Annotated in this window: 18 protein-coding genes; 12 read left to right on the plus strand and 6 right to left on the minus strand. The window is 72.0% G+C overall.

Going from position 1 to position 17,791, the window contains the following annotated elements; all coding sequences use genetic code 11:
* Positions 1-137 precede the first annotated feature (137 nt).
* Both GTW40_RS33570 and GTW40_RS20100 read left to right on the plus strand, forming a co-directional pair.
* Complete coding sequence (locus tag GTW40_RS33570) at positions 138-266, plus strand: hypothetical protein (RefSeq protein ID WP_272919024.1); 129 nt, start codon at positions 138-140, stop codon at positions 264-266.
* A gap of 27 nt (positions 267-293) precedes the next feature.
* The gene (locus GTW40_RS20100) at positions 294-908 is read left to right on the plus strand and encodes a nucleoside triphosphate pyrophosphatase (RefSeq protein ID WP_161181580.1); all 615 of its coding nucleotides are present in this window, start codon (positions 294-296) and stop codon (positions 906-908) included.
* On the opposite strand, the gene GTW40_RS20105 is transcribed toward GTW40_RS20100, so the two are convergent.
* Positions 880-1,419 (minus strand): hypothetical protein, encoded by a 540-nt coding sequence (locus tag GTW40_RS20105; protein ID WP_161181581.1) that lies wholly within the window; start codon positions 1,417-1,419, stop codon positions 880-882. The genes GTW40_RS20100 and GTW40_RS20105 overlap by 29 nt on opposite strands.
* 421 nt (positions 1,420-1,840) lie before the next feature.
* Between GTW40_RS20105 and GTW40_RS20110 the strand changes: the two genes are divergently transcribed.
* Positions 1,841-3,613 (plus strand): biotin carboxylase N-terminal domain-containing protein, encoded by a 1,773-nt coding sequence (locus GTW40_RS20110; protein ID WP_161181582.1) that lies wholly within the window; start codon positions 1,841-1,843, stop codon positions 3,611-3,613.
* A gap of 235 nt (positions 3,614-3,848) precedes the next feature.
* Here the strand turns inward: GTW40_RS20110 and GTW40_RS20115 are convergent, their stop codons facing one another.
* A complete protein-coding gene (locus GTW40_RS20115) occupies positions 3,849-4,784 on the minus strand; it encodes a DeoR/GlpR family DNA-binding transcription regulator (RefSeq protein ID WP_161181583.1) in 936 nt (311 codons plus the stop codon).
* 195 nt (positions 4,785-4,979) lie between these two features.
* A complete protein-coding gene (locus GTW40_RS20120) occupies positions 4,980-6,428 on the minus strand; it encodes an NAD(P)H-quinone dehydrogenase (RefSeq protein WP_161181584.1) in 1,449 nt (482 codons plus the stop codon).
* Between the two features lie 585 nt (positions 6,429-7,013).
* Here GTW40_RS20120 and GTW40_RS20125 point away from each other — a divergent pair.
* From GTW40_RS20125 to GTW40_RS20145, 5 genes are all read left to right on the plus strand, one after another.
* Positions 7,014-7,451, plus strand: coding sequence for a gamma-glutamylcyclotransferase (locus GTW40_RS20125; RefSeq protein WP_161181585.1), 438 nt, complete (start codon positions 7,014-7,016; stop codon positions 7,449-7,451).
* 285 nt (positions 7,452-7,736) lie between these two features.
* Positions 7,737-8,549 (plus strand): purine-nucleoside phosphorylase, encoded by an 813-nt coding sequence (locus GTW40_RS20130; protein ID WP_161181586.1) that lies wholly within the window; start codon positions 7,737-7,739, stop codon positions 8,547-8,549.
* A 64-nt stretch (positions 8,550-8,613) separates the two neighbouring features.
* The gene (locus GTW40_RS20135) at positions 8,614-10,245 is read left to right on the plus strand and encodes a phospho-sugar mutase (protein WP_161181594.1); all 1,632 of its coding nucleotides are present in this window, start codon (positions 8,614-8,616) and stop codon (positions 10,243-10,245) included.
* Between the two features lie 108 nt (positions 10,246-10,353).
* The gene (locus GTW40_RS20140; RefSeq protein ID WP_161181587.1) at positions 10,354-11,493 is read left to right on the plus strand and encodes a hypothetical protein; all 1,140 of its coding nucleotides are present in this window, start codon (positions 10,354-10,356) and stop codon (positions 11,491-11,493) included.
* Between the two features lie 13 nt (positions 11,494-11,506).
* The gene (locus tag GTW40_RS20145; protein ID WP_161181588.1) at positions 11,507-11,875 is read left to right on the plus strand and encodes a hypothetical protein; all 369 of its coding nucleotides are present in this window, start codon (positions 11,507-11,509) and stop codon (positions 11,873-11,875) included.
* 31 nt (positions 11,876-11,906) lie between these two features.
* On the opposite strand, the gene GTW40_RS20150 is transcribed toward GTW40_RS20145, so the two are convergent.
* Together GTW40_RS20150 and GTW40_RS20155 are read right to left on the minus strand one after the other, a co-directional pair.
* On the minus strand, positions 11,907-12,275 hold the full coding sequence (locus tag GTW40_RS20150) for a hypothetical protein (RefSeq protein ID WP_161181589.1): 369 nt from the start codon (positions 12,273-12,275) through the stop codon (positions 11,907-11,909).
* A gap of 12 nt (positions 12,276-12,287) precedes the next feature.
* Positions 12,288-12,956, minus strand: a complete 669-nt coding sequence (locus tag GTW40_RS20155) for a PH domain-containing protein (protein ID WP_161181590.1) — start codon at positions 12,954-12,956, stop codon at positions 12,288-12,290.
* Positions 12,957-13,098: 142 nt separating this feature from the next.
* On the opposite strand from GTW40_RS20155, the gene deoC reads away from it, so the two are divergent.
* Genes deoC through GTW40_RS20170 form a run of 3 tightly spaced genes read left to right on the plus strand, consistent with a single transcriptional unit; the run spans position 13,099 to position 16,440 of the window.
* A complete protein-coding gene (gene deoC / locus GTW40_RS20160) occupies positions 13,099-14,097 on the plus strand; it encodes a deoxyribose-phosphate aldolase (protein WP_161181595.1) in 999 nt (332 codons plus the stop codon).
* A gap of 5 nt (positions 14,098-14,102) precedes the next feature.
* Positions 14,103-15,539 carry an aldehyde dehydrogenase family protein gene (locus tag GTW40_RS20165; RefSeq protein WP_161181591.1) on the plus strand — a complete coding sequence of 479 codons (1,437 nt, stop codon included), beginning with the start codon at positions 14,103-14,105 and terminating at the stop codon, positions 15,537-15,539.
* Positions 15,532-16,440 carry an aldehyde dehydrogenase family protein gene (locus GTW40_RS20170; protein ID WP_161181592.1) on the plus strand — a complete coding sequence of 303 codons (909 nt, stop codon included), beginning with the start codon at positions 15,532-15,534 and terminating at the stop codon, positions 16,438-16,440. The genes GTW40_RS20165 and GTW40_RS20170 overlap by 8 nt, the downstream gene beginning before the upstream one ends.
* 97 nt (positions 16,441-16,537) lie before the next feature.
* Here GTW40_RS20170 and GTW40_RS20175 read toward each other — a convergent pair whose 3' ends face one another.
* Positions 16,538-16,963, minus strand: a complete 426-nt coding sequence (locus GTW40_RS20175; RefSeq protein ID WP_161181593.1) for a hypothetical protein — start codon at positions 16,961-16,963, stop codon at positions 16,538-16,540.
* A gap of 127 nt (positions 16,964-17,090) precedes the next feature.
* Here GTW40_RS20175 and GTW40_RS20180 point away from each other — a divergent pair, with 127 nt between their 5' ends.
* The gene (locus GTW40_RS20180) at positions 17,091-17,726 is read left to right on the plus strand and encodes a uridine kinase (protein ID WP_343245746.1); all 636 of its coding nucleotides are present in this window, start codon (positions 17,091-17,093) and stop codon (positions 17,724-17,726) included.
* Positions 17,727-17,791 lie beyond the last annotated feature (65 nt).

The raw sequence follows: 17,791 nt of genomic DNA on the forward strand, positions 1-17,791 counted from the left end.
GCCCGGATCGCGGGGCGGCGGCTGCCGCAGCCGGGACCGGTGTCCTGGAGCCGCACCTACTGGCCGAGCTGAGCCGCGGGGCAAGGTGAGTACGCGTACTCAGGCGCCCCGCGCACCCGCGCCGCACCCTGGGGACCATGCTGTGGTCAGACCCCGAGAACGAGCCGCCCGAGGAACTCCGCCGGATGGAGGAGAAGCTCAGGCGGCTCGGTCTCTTCGTGGCCCTGGCGATGGTGCTGACGATGATCGTGATCGGTCTGAGGTGAGCCGCCGGGCGGCGCTAGGCTGACGGCATGACCGACCAGCCGCGCCGTCTCGTGCTCGCCTCCCAGTCCCCCGCCCGGCTCGGCCTGCTGCGGCAGGCCGGTCTCGCGCCGGAGGTGATCGTCAGCGGGGTCGACGAGGACGCCGTCACCGCGCCCACCCCGGCGGAGCTGGCGCTCGCGCTGGCCGAGGCGAAGGCGTCCGTGGTCGCGGCGAAGCCCGAGGTGCAGGGCGCGCTGGTGATCGGCTGCGACTCGGTCCTGGAGCTGGACGGGCAGGCGCTCGGCAAGCCCGCCGACGCCGAGGAGGCCACCGCCCGCTGGAAGGCGATGCGCGGCCGGGCCGGGGTGCTCCAGACCGGGCACTGTGTGTGGGACACGACGGCGAAGCGGTATGTGTCCGCGACCGCCTCCACGGTGGTCCGCTTCGGCGAGCCCTCGGACGAGGAGGTCGCCGCCTACGTCGCCTCGGGCGAGCCGCTGCACGTCGCCGGGGCGTTCACGCTGGACGGCCGTTCGGCGCCGTTCATCGAGGGCATCGACGGCGACCACGGCAACGTGATCGGCATCAGCCTGCCCCTGGTCCGCAAGCTCCTTGCCGAACTGGGCGTCGGCATCACGGAGTTGTGGGCGCCGTCCGAGTGAACGGGGCGCGGCCCGGCCTGTCCTCCGTGCGGGGCGCCGGGATGACGGGCGCCGGGGCCTGGGGCGCGGCCTCGGCAGTCGCCGTACCGTCCCCGCCCTTGCCGGGGTCGCCGCCGTCCACCGCCTGGGGCGCGGGCTCCGCGTCGTAGGTCATCAGGAGCAGGACGAGCAGGGCGAAGGTCACCATCAGCGTCACGAACACCGCGGGGTCCGTGAGGGCGAAGGCGGCGGCGCCCAGCAGGGCGTGCACCACGGCGGCGCTGACGAGCAGGACGCGGCCGAACCCGGCCGGGGCGCGGTCGCGCACCGCGACCAGCAGGGCGACGAGCGCGCACAGCGCGAAGTAGAGCCCGAAGACCACGCCGCCGATCTTCGAGGACACCGACATCAGATCGGGGTCGACTCCGGCGAGCGACATGTTCTGGCGGTCGGCGACCATGCCGAGGAACCAGTTGAACGCCGCGATGACGCAGCCCTCGGCCAGGAGGACGACCGTCACGATCCATGCCACCGGTCTGCGCACCACCGGCCCCCACCCACTCTCGACCCAAGTCCGAACAGAACTTCTGTTACCCGAAGTAAGTTCGGGTCAACCGCGAACGGTACATCCGGTCACGGCCGGCCGGGAGGGGTCGGCGGAGGGTAAAGCGGAGGACAAGGGGCGGTGCCGCCGCAAAGAATCATTGGGCCATTCGTAGGGACTCCACAAAGAAACCGCGTGGCCCGCAGCACGCTTTCACAGAGACCTTGGCCACATGACAGGGCTAGGGTTTTCCGGTGGAGTCCTGCGCACCCAGGTGCGACATGGGCTTTCGTGGAACGAGTGGGCCTCGCATCACGCTCCGTGTGGGCAAGCTCACCATTGGGGACGGGTCGTAGTGCCGTGTCGGCAGTCCCTAAACTCGGCTTGTTTCAAGGAGGGAGCCTCAATCGTGCGCAAGGTGCTCATCGCCAACCGTGGCGAAATCGCTGTCCGCGTAGCCCGGGCCTGCCGGGACGCCGGGATCGCGAGCGTGGCCGTATACGCCGACCCGGACCGGGACGCTCTGCACGTCCGGGCCGCGGATGAGGCGTTCGCCCTGGGCGGTGACACTCCGGCCACCAGTTACCTGGACATCGAGAAGGTCCTGAACGCCGCCCGGGAATCCGGCGCGGACGCCATCCACCCGGGCTACGGCTTCCTCTCGGAGAACGCCGAGTTCGCCCAGGCCGTGCTGGACGCGGGCCTGACGTGGATCGGCCCGCCGCCGCAGGCGATCCGGGACCTGGGGGACAAGGTCGCCGCGCGGCACATCGCGCAGCGCGCCGGTGCCCCGCTGGTCGCCGGTACGCCGGACCCGGTCTCCGGGGCCGACGAGGTCGTGGCCTTCGCCAAGGAGCACGGGCTGCCGATCGCGATCAAGGCCGCCTTCGGCGGTGGCGGTCGCGGTCTGAAGGTGGCCCGCACGCTCGAAGAGGTCCCCGAGCTGTACGACTCGGCGGTCCGCGAGGCCGTCGCGGCCTTCGGCCGGGGCGAGTGCTTCGTCGAGCGCTACCTGGACCGTCCGCGGCACGTGGAGACCCAGTGCCTGGCCGACAAGCACGGCAACGTGGTCGTCGTCTCCACCCGTGACTGCTCGCTCCAGCGCCGTCACCAGAAGCTGGTCGAGGAGGCCCCGGCGCCGTTCCTCTCCAAGAAGCAGACCGCGGAGCTGTACCGCGCCTCCAAGGCCATCTTGAAGGAGGCCGGGTACGAGGGCGCGGGTACCTGCGAGTTCCTGGTCGGCCAGGACGGCACGATCTCCTTCCTGGAGGTCAACACCCGGCTCCAGGTCGAGCACCCGGTGACCGAGGAGGTCGCGGGCATCGACCTGGTGCGCGAGATGTTCCGCATCGCCGACGGCGAGGAGCTGGGCTACGGCGACCCGGAGCTGCGCGGCCACTCCTTCGAGTTCCGCATCAACGGCGAGGACCCGGGCCGGGGCTTCCTCCCCGCCCCCGGTACGGTCACCCGCTTCGACGCGCCGTCCGGTCCCGGTGTCCGCCTGGACGCGGGCGTGGAGTCCGGCTCGGTCATCGGCCCGGCGTGGGACTCCCTGCTGGCCAAGCTGATCGTCACCGGCCGCACCCGCAAGGAGGCCCTGGAGCGGGCCGCCCGCGCGCTGGACGAGTTCCAGGTCGAGGGCATGGCCACGGCCATCCCGTTCCACCGCGTGGTGGTCCGTGACCCGGCGTTCGCCCCCGAACTGACGGACTCTTCGGACCCCTTCCAGGTCCACACCCGCTGGATCGAGACCGAGTTCGTCAACGAGATCAAGCCCTTCACCGCCCCCGCCGACGCGGAGGCCGAGGAGGAGCTGGGCCGCGAGACGGTCGTGGTCGAGGTCGGCGGCAAGCGCCTGGAGGTCTCCCTCCCGACCTCGCTCGGCATGTCCCTGGCCCGCACCGGCCTCGCGGCGGGCGCCAAGCCGAAGCGCCGCGCGGCGAAGAAGTCCGGCCCCGTCGCCTCCGGCGACACCCTCGCCTCCCCCATGCAGGGCACGATCGTCAAGATCGCTGTCGAGGAGGGCCAGGAGGTCAAGGAAGGCGACCTCGTCGTCGTCCTCGAAGCCATGAAGATGGAACAGCCCCTCAACGCCCACCGCTCCGGCACCGTCAAGGGCCTGACGGCGGAGGTCGGCGCGTCGATCACCTCGGGCGCCCCGATCTGCGAGATCAAGGACTGAAACCCCGCTTCACCACGGACGCCCGGCCTCGGCCGGGCGTCCCCCGTCTCACGCAAACACGAGAGACAAAACGCGAACGCGAGCCACCCCTCAGGGGCGCGGGGAACTGCGCGAGAGGCCAAGACGGACCCGCACAGGCGACTCAACGCCAACCACCCCAGGGGCGCGGGGAACTGCGCGACAAGCCACCACGCACCCGCACCCGACAACGAACCCCCCGCTGAATCGGCGAAGCCTACCGTCGCCGAAGATCAGCGACGCGCCCCTCGCTCAGGCCGGAGGCCGACCGCAGTGCGGCCGTAGGGTGTCCCCGGCGGGGGCCGGGAAGGGCCCGCTGGCGGGGAGTGGCCGCAGGCCCCGGCTCACCCCCCGGCGCTCCGTTCGCCCCGTTCCCCCCGGCCACGACGATCTGCACCCCCTGATCGGCGAGCGCCTGGAGTTCCGTGGCGGCGCGGTCGTCGTGCGGGGGCGGGTCGTCGGTGACCAGGCGGGTGATCAGCTCGGTCGGGACGGTCTGGAACATGGTGTCGGTGCCGAGCTTGGTGTGGTCCGCGAGGACCACGACCTCGGCGGCCGCCTGGACGAGCGCCCGGTCGACGGAGGACGACAGCATGTTGGACGTGGACAGCCCGCGCTCGGCGGTGAGACCGCTCCCGGAGAGGAACGCCTTGGAGACGCGCAGCCCCTGGAGGGACTGCTCGGCACCGGAGCCGACGAGGGCGTAGTTGGAGCCCCGCAGGGTGCCCCCGGTCATGACGACCTCCACCCGGTTGGCATGGGCCAACGCCTGGGCCACCAGCAGGGAGTTGGTGACCACGGTCAGCCCGGGTACCCGGGCCAGTCTGCGGGCCAGCTCCTGCGTGGTCGTACCGGCGCCGACCACGATGGCCTCGCCCTCTTCGACGAGCCCCGCCGCGAGGTCGGCGATGGCCGTCTTCTCGGCGGTCGCGAGATGGGACTTCTGCGGGAAGCCGGACTCTCGCGTGAACCCGCCCGGCAACACCGCACCGCCGTGCCGGCGGTCGAGGAGTCCTTCTGCCTCCAGCGCGCGCACGTCCCGCCGTACGGTCACTTCGGAGGTCTGGACGACGCGGGCGAGTTCACGGAGCGACACGGCCCCATTCGCTCGCACCATTTCGAGGATCAATTGACGACGTTCTGCAGCGAACACGAAACTGACAGTAACCCCAACGACCGTCTGCTTTCAGCAGTTTGCGCCGAATAGCAGAAGTTGTTCGCAACGTGGTGCCCGAGGTGGTATAGGAACCGCCGTACACCGCCGTGCCGTCGGAAACCCCCGGAAACACGAGAACTCCCCGCACCCGGCGGGGAGTCCGTGTCCAGCAGGAGAAACAGAAGGGCCCTCTCAGCCCTCCGCGCCCGCCTTCCGCGTGTGCAGCTGCCGCGCGACCTCCGCGATCGAGCCCGACAGGGACGGGTAGACCGTGAACGCCTTCGCGATCTGCTCGACCGTCAGGTTGTTGTCCACGGCGATCGAGATGGGGTGGATCAGCTCCGAGGCGCGCGGCGCGACGACGACACCGCCGACCACGATCCCGGTGCCCGGACGGCAGAAGATCTTGACGAAGCCGTCCCGGATGCCCTGCATCTTGGCGCGCGGGTTGCGCAGCAGCGGCAGCTTGACCACGCGCGCGTCGATCTTGCCCGCGTCCACGTCGGCCTGGGTGTAGCCGACGGTGGCGATCTCGGGGTCGGTGAAGACGTTCGAGGAGACCGTCTTGAGGTTCAGCGGGGCCACCGAGTCGCCGAGGAAGTGGTACATGGCGATACGGCCCTGCATCGCGGCCACCGAGGCGAGCGCGAAGACACCGGTGACGTCACCGGCGGCGTACACACCGGGGGCGGTCGTGCGGGAGACCCGGTCGGTCCAGATGTGGCCCGACTCGCGCAGCTTGACCCCGGCCTCCTCCAGGCCGAGCCCGGCGCTGTTCGGGATCGCGCCGACCGCCATCAGGCAGTGCGTACCGGTGATCACACGGCCGTCCGCGAGCGTGACCTCCACCCGGTCGCCGACCCGCTTGGCGGACTGGGCGCGGGAGCGGGACATCACGTTCATGCCCCGGCGGCGGAAGACGTCCTCCAGGACGGCGGCGGCGTCCGGGTCCTCGCCGGGCAGCACGCGGTCGCGGGAGGAGACGAGGGTGACCTTGGAGCCGAGCGCCTGGTAGGCACCGGCGAACTCGGCGCCGGTGACGCCGGAGCCGACCACGATCAGCTCTTCCGGCAGCTCGTCGAGGTCGTAGACCTGGGTCCAGTTGAAGATGCGCTCACCGTCGGGCTGCGCGTCGGGCACCTCGCGCGGGTGGCCGCCGGTCGCGATGAGCACGGCGTCGGCGGTGAGGGTCTCCTCGGAGCCGTCGGCGGCGGTGACGACGACCTTGCGGGAGCCGTCGAGCGCCTGCATGCCCTCCAGGCGACCGCGACCGCGCATGACGCGGGCACCGGCGCGGGTGACGGAGGCGGTGATGTCGTGCGACTGCGCGAGCGCGAGCCGCTTCACCCGGCGGTTGACCTTGCCGAGGTCCACGCCGACGACGCGGGCCGCCTGCTCGATGTGCGGGGTGTCGTCGGCGACGATGATGCCCAGCTCCTCGTAGGAGGAGTCGAACGTGGTCATCACCTCCGCCGTGGCGATGAGCGTCTTCGACGGGACGCAGTCGGTCAGCACCGACGCCCCGCCCAGACCGTCGCAGTCGACGACGGTCACCTCCGCGCCGAGCTGCGCCGCCGTCAGCGCCGCCTCGTACCCGCCGGGTCCACCACCGATGATCACGATCCGAGTCACGTACCCCATTGTCCCGCACGAGGGTCTCCGACGGTTCGGCGGGGGCGGGCAGTCCCCGACGGTTCGGCGGCAACGGCCCTCCGGCGTCCCCGCACCTCCGCGGGGGACGCGCGCCCGGACGCTCCGAGCAGCGCGAAAGCCGTACGTCACGTCTCCGACGGTTCCGCAGGGGACGGGCCGGTTTCCCCGACGATCCGGGGAGACGGCCTCCCGACGGACCTGCGGCGGCGCACACCGCGCCTCCGACGGTCCGGCAGGGGCACGGGCGGCTTCCCCGACGATCCGGCGCGGACGGCCACCCCGCCTCCCGGCAGACCCGCAGCGGCGCGCACCAGGCGTTCCGGGCAGCCCGCAGCCGCCGAGGCGGCCACCCCGCCCCCCGAGGCCCGGCGGGAGGGACACCGGCATCCCCGAGCCCGGCAGAAGGGCACCCCCGGGACCGACCGCCGTCCACCCGAAAGGAACGCGCCCCCAAACCATCCCTGCTGCCCCGAAAAGCACACGCCAGGTCCCCCCGGCAACCAAGGCGCGGCGTTCATCAGGCCGCCCTTCCGGCTTCAGGGGCCCCCGCTCCCCCTGCCGTACCCTCTGTCCATGTCGCTCTACGCCGCCTACGCCGGCAACCTCGACGCGCGGCTGATGTCGCGCCGCGCCCCGCACTCCCCGCTGCGCGCGACCGGCTGGCTGAACGGCTGGCGGCTGACCTTCGGCGGCGAGCAGCTCGGCTGGGAGGGCGCGCTCGCGACACTGGTCGAGGAGCCCGGGGCGCAGGTCTTCGTCGGGCTGTACGACATCGCGCCGATGGACGAGGACTCGCTGGACCGCTGGGAGGGTGTCGGCCTCGACGTCTACCGGCGCCTGAAGGTCCGGGTGCACACCCTGGACGGCGAGGAACCCGCCTGGGTGTACGTCCTCAACGGCTACGAGGGCGGTCTCCCCTCCGCCCGCTACCTCGGCGAGATCGCGGACGCCGCCGAGTCCGCGGGCGCCCCGCACGACTATGTGATGGAGCTGCGCAAGCGACCCTGCTGAGGGCTGCGCAAGCGGCCCTGCCGAGCCGGTCCCCAGGCCGCCACCGAGCCAGTCCCAGGGCCGCCACCGAACCAGTCCCGGGGCCCGCCACCGAGCCGGTGCCAGGCGCGCCGCCAAGCCGGTCCCGGCCCCGCCGCCAAGCCGGTTCCCAGCCGCCACACAAAGGGCCCCCCGTCCCTTCATCAACGGTTTGCCCACGGTTCGCCGAAATCTTCCTGACAACGATCGCATTCCCGTGGGCGCTGTCATCTACGCGCGTAGGCGAAGACCGGCTACCCTCGTGCCGTGAACGCATCTCTCCTTCCGGACGACCCCCACGCCGCCGCCGACGCCGCCGCCGCGCGCCTGCGCGAGCTCACGGGCGCCGAGACCCACGACGTCGCCCTCGTGATGGGCTCCGGCTGGGCCCCGGCCGTGGACGCCCTGGGCGCGCCCGACGCCGAGTTCCCGGTGACCGAGCTGCCCGGCTTCCCCCCGCCCGCCGTCCAGGGTCACGGCGGCAAGATCCGCTCGTACACCTTCGGCGCCAAGCGCGCCCTGGTGTTCCTGGGCCGCACGCACTACTACGAGGGCCGTGGCGTGGCCGCCGTCGCGCACGGCGTCCGCACCGCCGTCGCCGCGGGCTGCAAGACCATCGTGCTGACCAACGGCTGCGGCGGTCTGCGCGAGGGCATGCGCCCCGGCCAGCCGGTGCTGATCAGCGACCACCTGAACCTGACGGCCACCTCCCCGATCGTCGGCGCCAACTTCGTCGACCTGACCGACCTGTACTCGCCGCGCCTGCGCGCCCTGTGCAAGGAGATCGACCCCTCCCTGGAGGAGGGCGTCTACGCGCAGTTCCCCGGCCCGCACTACGAGACCCCGGCCGAGATCCGCATGGCCCGTGTCATCGGCGCCGACCTGGTCGGCATGTCCACGGTCCTGGAGGCCATCGCCGCGCGCGAGGCGGGTGCCGAGGTGCTGGGCATCTCCCTGGTCACCAACCTCGCCGCGGGCATGACCGGCGAGCCCCTGAACCACGAGGAGGTCCTCCAGGCGGGCCGCGACTCGGCGGCGCACATGGGCGAGCTGCTGGGACAGGTGCTGAACCGGCTGTAGCACAGGGCGGCAGCGGACAGATCGAGAGAGAGGTTCACCCGAGGTGCAGGACGTGCAGGACGACGTGCAGGACGAACTCATCGCGCGGGCCCAGGCGTGGCTGGCCGAGGACCCCGACCCCGAGACCCGTGCGGAGCTGGCCGCGCTCCTCGACGCCGGGGACACCGACGAGCTGGCCGCGCGCTTCAGCGGCACGCTCCAGTTCGGTACGGCCGGGCTGCGCGGCGAGCTGGGCGCGGGCCCGATGCGGATGAACCGCGCGGTCGTGATCCGCGCCGCCGCCGGTCTCGCCGCGTATCTCAGGGCCAAGGGCCAGACCGACGGCCTGGTCGTCATCGGCTACGACGCCCGGCACAAGTCGGCCGACTTCGCGCGGGACACCGCCGCCGTGATCACCGGCGCCGGGCTGCGCGCGGCCGTACTGCCCCGTCCGCTGCCCACGCCCGTCCTCGCCTACGCCATACGGCACCTCGGCGCGGTCGCGGGCGTGGAGGTCACCGCGAGCCACAACCCGCCCCGGGACAACGGCTACAAGGTGTACCTCGGCGACGGCTCCCAGATCGTCCCGCCCGCCGACGCGGAGATCGCGGCCGAGATCGACGCGGTCGTGGCCCTGGCCGACGTACCGCGCCCGGAGTCCGGCTGGGAGATCCTCGGCGACGAGGTCCTGGACGCGTATCTGGCCCGTACGGACGCGGTGCTGGCGAAGGACTCGGCGCGCACGGCCCGTACCGTCTACACGGCGATGCACGGCGTCGGCAAGGACGTGCTGCTCGCGGCGTTCGCGCGGGCGGGCTTCCCGGAGCCGGTGCTGGTGGCCGAACAGGCCGAGCCCGACCCGGACTTCCCGACCGTGGCCTTCCCCAACCCGGAGGAGCCCGGCGCGATGGACCTCGCCTTCGCGGCGGCCCGCGCGACGGACCCGGACCTCGTGATCGCCAACGACCCCGACGCCGACCGGTGCGCGGTGGCCGTGCGCGACGGCGCCGACTGGCGGATGCTGCGCGGCGACGAGGTGGGCGCGCTGCTCGCCGAGCACCTGGTGCGCCGGGGCGCGCGGGGCGTGTTCGCGGAGTCCATCGTCTCGTCCTCGCTGCTCGGCCGGATCGCGGAGCGGGCCGGGCTCCCCTACGAGGAGACCCTGACGGGCTTCAAGTGGATCGCCCGCGTGGAGGGCCTGCGCTTCGGGTACGAGGAGGCGCTCGGCTACTGCGTCGACCCCGAGGGCGTGCGCGACAAGGACGGCATCACGGCCGCGCTGCTGATCACCGAGCTGGCGTCGGAGCTGAAGGAGCAGGGCCGGACCCTGACCGACCTCCTGGACGACATCGCCGTGACGTACGGCCTGCACGCCACCGACCAGCTCTCGGTCCGTGTGGAGGACCTGTCGGTCATCGCGGACGCCATGCGCCGCCTGCGCGAGCAGCCGCCGACCGTGCTGGCCGGGCTGACGGTCACCTCCGCGGAGGACCTGACCCGGGGCACCGCCACCCTCCCGCCCACGGACGGCCTGCGCTACACGCTGGACGGCGCCCGCGTCATCGTCCGCCCCAGCGGCACCGAGCCCAAGCTCAAGTGCTACCTGGAGGTCGTCCTCCCGGTCGCCGCCCACGCCGACCTGCCGTCGGTCCGGACGAGGGCGACGGACCTGCTGACCGCGATCAAGCGGGACCTGTCGGAGGCGGCGGGGATCTGATCCCGTCCGTACGACATCGAGGGCCCGTCTCCCGGGGGAGGCGGGCCCTCGTCAAGTGCGAGGAAAATCTTCCGGGTTGCCGCCGGACCTGCGGTTACAGTCCCCGACATGACCATGAACATGACCCGCCGCAACCTCCTGCGCGGCGGCACCGGCGTCGCCGTGGGCGCGGCCGCCGCGCTCGCGCTGCCCGCTCAGGACGCGGCCGCCGAGCCCGCCGTGAACCCCGCGAACGTTCCGGGCGGTACGGCACTGATCGACGTCGCCGCGGGGTCCACCCGCTGGCTCACGGGCGTCGGCAACCAGGACAGCTCCACCACCCTGCAGGGCATCGCCTTCGACTCGGTCAACGGCCACCTGTACACCCTCCAGATCGCGGGCGCGAGCCAGGTCGCCTACCTCCGCTCGGGCAGCCAGGCCGCCGTCACCTCGTCGATCGGCGCCGGCGACCACGACAAGTCGGGCGATCTCTGTCTGACCCGTCACGACCTGTCCACGGGCGCGGTCACCGGCTACATGTATCTGCTGGGCTTCGGCCACGGCGTCTCGCTCGGCGTCGAACCGGCGAAGAGCGGCTCCCCGGCGTACGTCTGGACCGAGGCGGGGACGGGACGGACCGGTTTCGGGCAGGAGTTCGTCCGCTTCGCCTTCGCCGACCGCACGGTGCTGTGGACGAGCCATCCGGCCGTGCAGCGCTTCGGCTCACCGGACCCGGCGGCCACCTCCATGACCCCCTCGGTGGACGTGGACCACGGCATTCTGCTCATCCGCTACGCGCTGGACTCGGCCCACTGGTTCGCGGCGTACGACCTCGCGGCGGCCGTCGCCACCGCGAACACCGACAAGCCGCTGCCCACCCCGCTGGCCCGCATCCAGCAGCCGACGCTGTACAAGTACGCCGCCGACGGCACACCCACGGCCGAGGAGGCGACCTTCCAGGGCTTCACCTCGTACGGCCAGTACGTGTACATGCTCGACGGCGACCCGCGCACCGGCACGGCGTCCGACACCCTGACCGGCACGGACAAGTGGGCGATCCACACCACGTCCTTCGACCTCAACGGCACGCAGAACAACCCCACCACCGGCTACATCGCCAGCACCCACTCCGAGGCCGACGCCGCCGCCAACCCCCGCGAGCCGGAGGGCATGGCCATCCACACCGGCTCCGGCTCACCCCGGCTGAGCTTCGGCATCACGAACAACTCGGGGAGCGACCGGCAGTTCGACCTGTACTACAAGGTGTGAGGAGGGGCCGCGCATGGGCGTCTACGTATCGGTCAGAGGGTGGCTGGAGTGCGACGAGCCGCAGCTCGCCACGGTCCAGGAGATCATCGCCGCCCATGACGACGGCCTCCACTACACGCACTGCTGGGGAGCACCCCGTCGGCACGTCAACTGGACCTACTACGTCTTCTTCGGGGGCGACATCCGCGACTCGGCCCTGGGCTGGTTCACCGCACAGATCGAGGAGATCGCCCGGATCCCCGCGTCCGACGACGACGGAGACCGCGTCCTGGGCCTGTTCCTCGTCAGCCACGAGGTCGACGGCATGACCGAGTGGCAGATCCGGGACGGCCGGCTCTTCGTCACTCCGGCGGACGCGAGGTATCGGTACCTCGACGACTAGTGGCAGGGGCCTGACCGGGCGAGACGCCCGGTCAGAGCCCTCCTGCGCTCGACCGGAAGCGCCCGAGCAGCTCGCGGGCCGGGGCGCTCCCGGCGTCGAAGCCGTGGATGCCCGCGCGGTCGGCGGGGACGGCCGGGCCCCAGAGGCGGGCGCCGTGGCAGTCGTAACAGAAGGCGACTTGGTACAGGGGACCGTCCGTGCCGTGGGCGCGGATGCCCCAGCCCGGGACGAAGCAGCGGTGGAGGTCGCCGGGCGGGAGGGCGCGGATCAGAGTGGGCGCGCTGTCGTCCTCCCAGAGGGCGACGAGATCACCGGTGAGGTCGTCCGCGCGGTACTGGCCCAGGGGGTCGGTGATGCGGACGGCCTCGATCAGTGCGGGCGGGTCGGCCGGGAGCCACATGCGGGCGCCGGGTCAGCCCGTCGCCAGCAGGACGGCCAGCGCGATCGCGCCCACCAGCGCGGGGGCCAGGATCTCGTAGGCCCAGCGGATCGTGACCTCGCCCTGGGCGACGGCCGCGTGGCCCTCGTGGAGTTCGCGGAGGTCGTCCATGATCTTGTCGGTCGCGGCGCGGGTGGGCTCGTCCGAGTCGCCGGGGCGCGGGGCGGTGAAGGCGGAGGCGAAGCCGCCGGGGCGGGAGGTGATACCGGCGGCCTCCATCTGCAGCCGGGCCTGCTGGCGGTTGGCGCGCTTGCGGGCGCGCAGGGAGACCGGGATGGCCCAGAGCTGGTACTTGGTACCGGCGTCGGAGAAGACCTCGTTGGAGTAGCCGGAACGCAGGCCCGACACCTTCCCCCAGGGCAGGGTGATGACGCGGAAGGGATTGCGGACACGCAGCCGCTGCTCGTTCACGAAGACGGCGGGCCGCAGCGTGAAGGCGATCACGATCGGCAGCACCAGGAGCATCCCGGCGAGCGCGAGCCAGGGGGTGCGCCCGTCGCCGTGGACCAGCGCGTCGATGCCCAGCCAGCCGATGATCGCGCACAGGAGGAGCCCGCCGCCGATGCCCATCGTCGAACGGTGCGCCCAGTCCTTGTGGGCGGGCGCCGAAGGCGCGGTGGGCTGCTGCTGCGGGCTCGTCATGGCCCCGATTGTGCACGACATGTCCGCCTCGCCCGCGGCCGGTGCCGAAACCGGCGCCCAACCGTGATCTGTACCGGCACCTTTACGTCCCGCTCCGGGGGTATACAGCCGCTACGCGCGTAGATATGCTCGTCTGGTGACCATGCCCACCTCCCCCAAGCTCTCGGCTTCGCTCGAACAGGGCGGTGCCCCCCTCTCCCCCGCGACAGCTTTCGCCGACGTCACCGCGTCCGACAGCACGCTGCGCCGCTTCCTCCACGGGCTGCCCGGCGTCGACGCGGTCGGCCTGGAGGCGCGCGCCGCCGCCCTCGGCACCCGATCCATCAAGACCACCGCGAAGGCGTACGCCATCGACCTCGCCATTTCGATGGTCGACCTGACGACGCTGGAAGGCGCGGACACCCCCGGCAAGGTCCGGGCGCTCGGCGCCAAGGCGGTCCACCCGGACCCGACGGACCGGACGACCCCGACGACCGCCGCCGTCTGCGTCTATCCCGACATGGTGGCCGTCGCCAAGGAGGCCGTCGCCGGCAGCGGCGTCAAGGTCGCCTCGGTCGCCACCGCCTTCCCGGCCGGCCGCGCCGCGCTCCCCGTGAAGCTGGCCGACGTGCGTGACGCCGTCGCCGCGGGCGCCGACGAGATCGACATGGTCATCGACCGGGGCGCGTTCCTCGCGGGCGACTACCTGAAGGTGTACGACGAGATCACCGCCGTGAAGGAGGCCTGCGGGACCAGCGCCCGCCTGAAGGTCATCTTCGAGACCGGCGAGCTGTCCACGTACGACAACATCCGCCGCGCCAGCTGGCTCGGCATGATGGCGGGCGCGGACTTCATCAAGACCTCCACCGGCAAGGTGGCGGTCAACGCCACCCCCGCCAACACCCTGCTCATGCTGGAGGCGGTGCGCGACTTCCGCGCCCAGACCGGCACGCAGGTCGGCGTGAAGCCCGCGGGCGGCATCAGGACGACCAAGGACGCGATCAAGTTCCTCGTTCTGGTCAACGAGACCGCGGGCGAGGACTGGCTGGGCAACCACTGGTTCCGCTTCGGCGCCTCCTCGCTCCTGAACGACCTGCTGATGCAGCGTCAGAAGCTGGCCACCGGCCGCTACTCCGGCCCCGACTACGTGACGGTGGACTGATCACCATGGGTTCCCTTTTCGAGTACGCACCGGCGCCCGAGTCCCGCTCGGTCGTCGACATCGCCCCCTCCTACGGCCTGTTCATCGACGGCGAGTTCACCGAGGCGGCCGACGGCAAGGTCTTCAAGACCGTCTCCCCGTCCACCGAGGAGGTGCTCTCCGAGGTCGCGCAGGCCGGTGAGGCCGACGTGGACCGCGCGGTCAGGGCCGCCCGCAAGGCGTTCGCCAAGTGGTCGGCGCTGCCCGGCTCCGAGCGCGCCAAGTACCTCTTCCGCATCGCCCGCATCATCCAGGAGCGCAGCCGCGAGCTGGCCGTCCTGGAGACGCTGGACAACGGCAAGCCGATCAAGGAGACCCGCGACGCGGACCTCCCGCTGGTCGCCGCGCACTTCTTCTACTACGCGGGCTGGGCCGACAAGCTCGACCACGCGGGCTTCGGCGCCAACCCCCGTCCGCTGGGCGTCGCGGGCCAGGTCATCCCGTGGAACTTCCCCCTCCTCATGCTGGCGTGGAAGATCGCCCCCGCGCTCGCCGCGGGCAACACGGTCGTCCTCAAGCCCGCCGAGACCACCCCGCTGTCCGCCCTGTTCTTCGCGGACATCTGCCGCCAGGCGGGCCTGCCCAAGGGTGTCGTCAACATCCTTCCCGGGTACGGCGACGCGGGCGCGGCGCTGGTCGCGCACCCCGACGTGAACAAGGTCGCCTTCACCGGCTCGACGGCCGTCGGCAAGCAGATCGCGCGCACGGTCGCGGGCACGGACAAGAAGCTCACGCTGGAGCTGGGCGGCAAGGGCGCGAACATCGTCTTCGACGACGCCCCGATCGACCAGGCCGTCGAGGGCATCGTCACCGGCATCTTCTTCAACCAGGGCCAGGTCTGCTGCGCGGGCTCGCGGCTGCTGGTCCAGGAGTCGATCCAGGACGAGCTGCTGGAGTCGCTGAAGCGCCGCCTGTCGACCCTCCGTCTGGGCGACCCGCTGGACAAGAACACCGACATCGGCGCGATCAACTCCGCCGAGCAGCTGGCCCGTATCACCGCGCTCGCCGACAAGGGCGAGGCCGAGGGCGCCGAGCGCTGGTCCCCGGCCTGCGAACTCCCCTCCTCCGGCTACTGGTTCGCCCCGACGCTGTTCACCAACGTCACCCAGGCGCACACCATCGCCCGTGACGAGATCTTCGGCCCGGTCCTGTCGGTGCTCTCCTTCCGCACGCCGGACGAGGCGGTCGCCAAGGCGAACAACACGCAGTACGGCCTCTCGGCGGGCATCTGGACCGAGAAGGGCTCCCGGATCCTCGCCGTCGCCAACAAGCTGCGCGCGGGCGTGATCTGGTCCAACACGTTCAACAAGTTCGACCCGACCTCGCCGTTCGGCGGTTACAAGGAGTCGGGCTTCGGCCGCGAGGGCGGTCGCCACGGCCTGGAGGCGTACCTCGATGTCTGAGAAGACGGACAAGACCGAGCAGCAGCGACTGAGTGTCTTCAAGACCTACAAGCTGTACGTCGGCGGGAAGTTCCCGCGTTCCGAGAGCGGCCGGGTGTACGAGGTGACCGACACGAAGGGCAACTGGCTCGCGAACGCACCGCAGTCGAGCCGCAAGGACGCCCGTGACGCGGTCGTCGCCGCGCGCAAGGCGTTCGGCGGCTGGTCCGGCGCGACCGCGTACAACCGCGGTCAGGTCCTCTACCGCGTCGCGGAGATGCTGGAGGGCCGCAAGGACCAGTTCGTCCGCGAGGTCGCCGAGGCCGAGGGCCTGTCGAAGGCGAAGGCGGCGGCGGTCGTGGACGCGGCCATCGACCGCTGGGTCTGGTACGCGGGCTGGACCGACAAGATCGCCCAGGTGGTCGGCGGCGCCAACCCGGTCGCGGGCCCGTACTTCAACCTCTCCTCCCCGGAGCCGACCGGCGTGGTCGCCGTACTGGCCCCCCAGGACTCCTCGTTCCTCGGCCTGGTCTCGGTCATCGCCCCGGTGATCGCGACGGGCAACACGGCGGTCGTGATCGCGAGCGAGAAGTCCCCGCTCCCCGCGCTGTCGCTCGGCGAGGTGCTGGCCACGTCCGACGTGCCCGGCGGTGTCGTCAACATCCTGTCCGGCAGGACGGCGGAGATCGCCCCGTCGCTCGCCGCGCACCAGGACGTCAACGCGATCGACCTCGCGGGCGCCGACGCCGACCTGGCGAAGGACCTGGAGATCGCGGCGGCGGACAACCTCAAGCGCGTCCTGCGTCCACAGCCTGTGGACCACACCGCGACCCCGGGCATCGACCGCATGACGGCGTTCCTGGAGACGAAGACGGTCTGGCACCCGACGGGCGCGCTGGGCGCGGCGGGTTCCTCGTACTGACCCCCGCCTGACCTCCGTACATTCCTTACGCGCACGAGCCGCGTCGCCCCCGTCCACGAGGCGGGGGCGGCGCGGCTCGCCGTGTTGCCGGGTCCGGTCAGCCCTGCGGGGTGCCCGCGCCGAGGACGCCGAGGACCTGGCCGACGACCGGGATGTGGCCGAAGGACTGGGCCTCGGCGATGGGCGCGGTCAGGGCCTGGGAGGTGAGCGGCTTGAAGTCGGCGAGTTGGGTGCCGATGCCGTTGTTCAGTGGGTCGACGCCGGTGCCCGCGAGGGGGTTGGGCTTGAGGCCGGCGATCGGGCCCGTGGCGTAGCCGAGGGTGGTGGTGAGGGCGGAGAGGCCGGCCTGCGGGTCCACCTTGCCGAGGGAGGTCGGGCGGGACGGCAGGTCCACGAGCGGGGCGGACGCGTCGGCGTGGGCCGTCGCCGCGCCCGCGCCGAGGGCCGCTCCGGCCGTCGCGAGGGCGATCAGGGCGCGCCGGGCCGGGTTCCGGGAGGACCGGGGTGCGGAGTGTCGGGCCATCGCTGGTGCCACCTTCGGGTGCGCGGGGTAATGCGGTCGACACGTAGGGTAGTTGAGGTGTGACGCACGTTCCAAAGCCGACCCGCGTGGTCGGCAACGGCGCCACCATGCGTCAAACTGGTGTTCCGTGAGCATCCATCCCCCGTCCCCCGCCCGTGTGGTGCTGCTGTGCGGCCCGTCGGGTTCGGGCAAGTCACTCGTCGCCGCCCTCTCCGGGCTGCCCGTCCTGCGCCTCGACGACTTCTACAAGGAGGGCGAGGACCCGACACTGCCGCTGGTGGACGGAAGTGCGGACATCGACTGGGACCATCCGCTGTCCTGGGACGCGGACGTGGCCGTCGCGGCCATCACCCGCCTGTGCGCGACGGGTTCGACGCCGGTGCCGGTGTACGACATCTCGCGCAGCGCCCGTACCGGCGAGGACACCCTCGACATCGGCCGTACGCCGCTGTTCGTCGCCGAGGGCATCTTCGCGGCGGAGATCGTGGAGCGCTGCCGTGAACTGGGCGTGCTGGCCGACGCGCTGTGTCTGACCCGGGGCCCGCTCACCACCTTCCGGCGCCGTTTCCTGCGCGATCTGAAGGAGGGCCGCAAGTCGGTGCCGTTCCTGCTGCGGCGCGGCTGGCGCCTGATGCGCACCGAGCGCGTGATCGTCACCCGCCAGGTCTCCCTGGGCGCCCATCCCTGCGGCCGCGACGAGGCCCTGAGCCGTCTCGCTGCGGCCGGGGCGGGGCGTGAGACGGCCCAGGAGGCGGCGGCGTAACGGGGCAGCGCCCTCCGCCCGCAGCGCCCTTGCCCGCGGCGCCCTCGCCCGCACCACGGACATGG

The organism is Streptomyces sp. SID4985 (genome assembly GCF_009863025.1).
Taxonomy (GTDB): Bacteria; Actinomycetota; Actinomycetes; order Streptomycetales; family Streptomycetaceae; genus Streptomyces.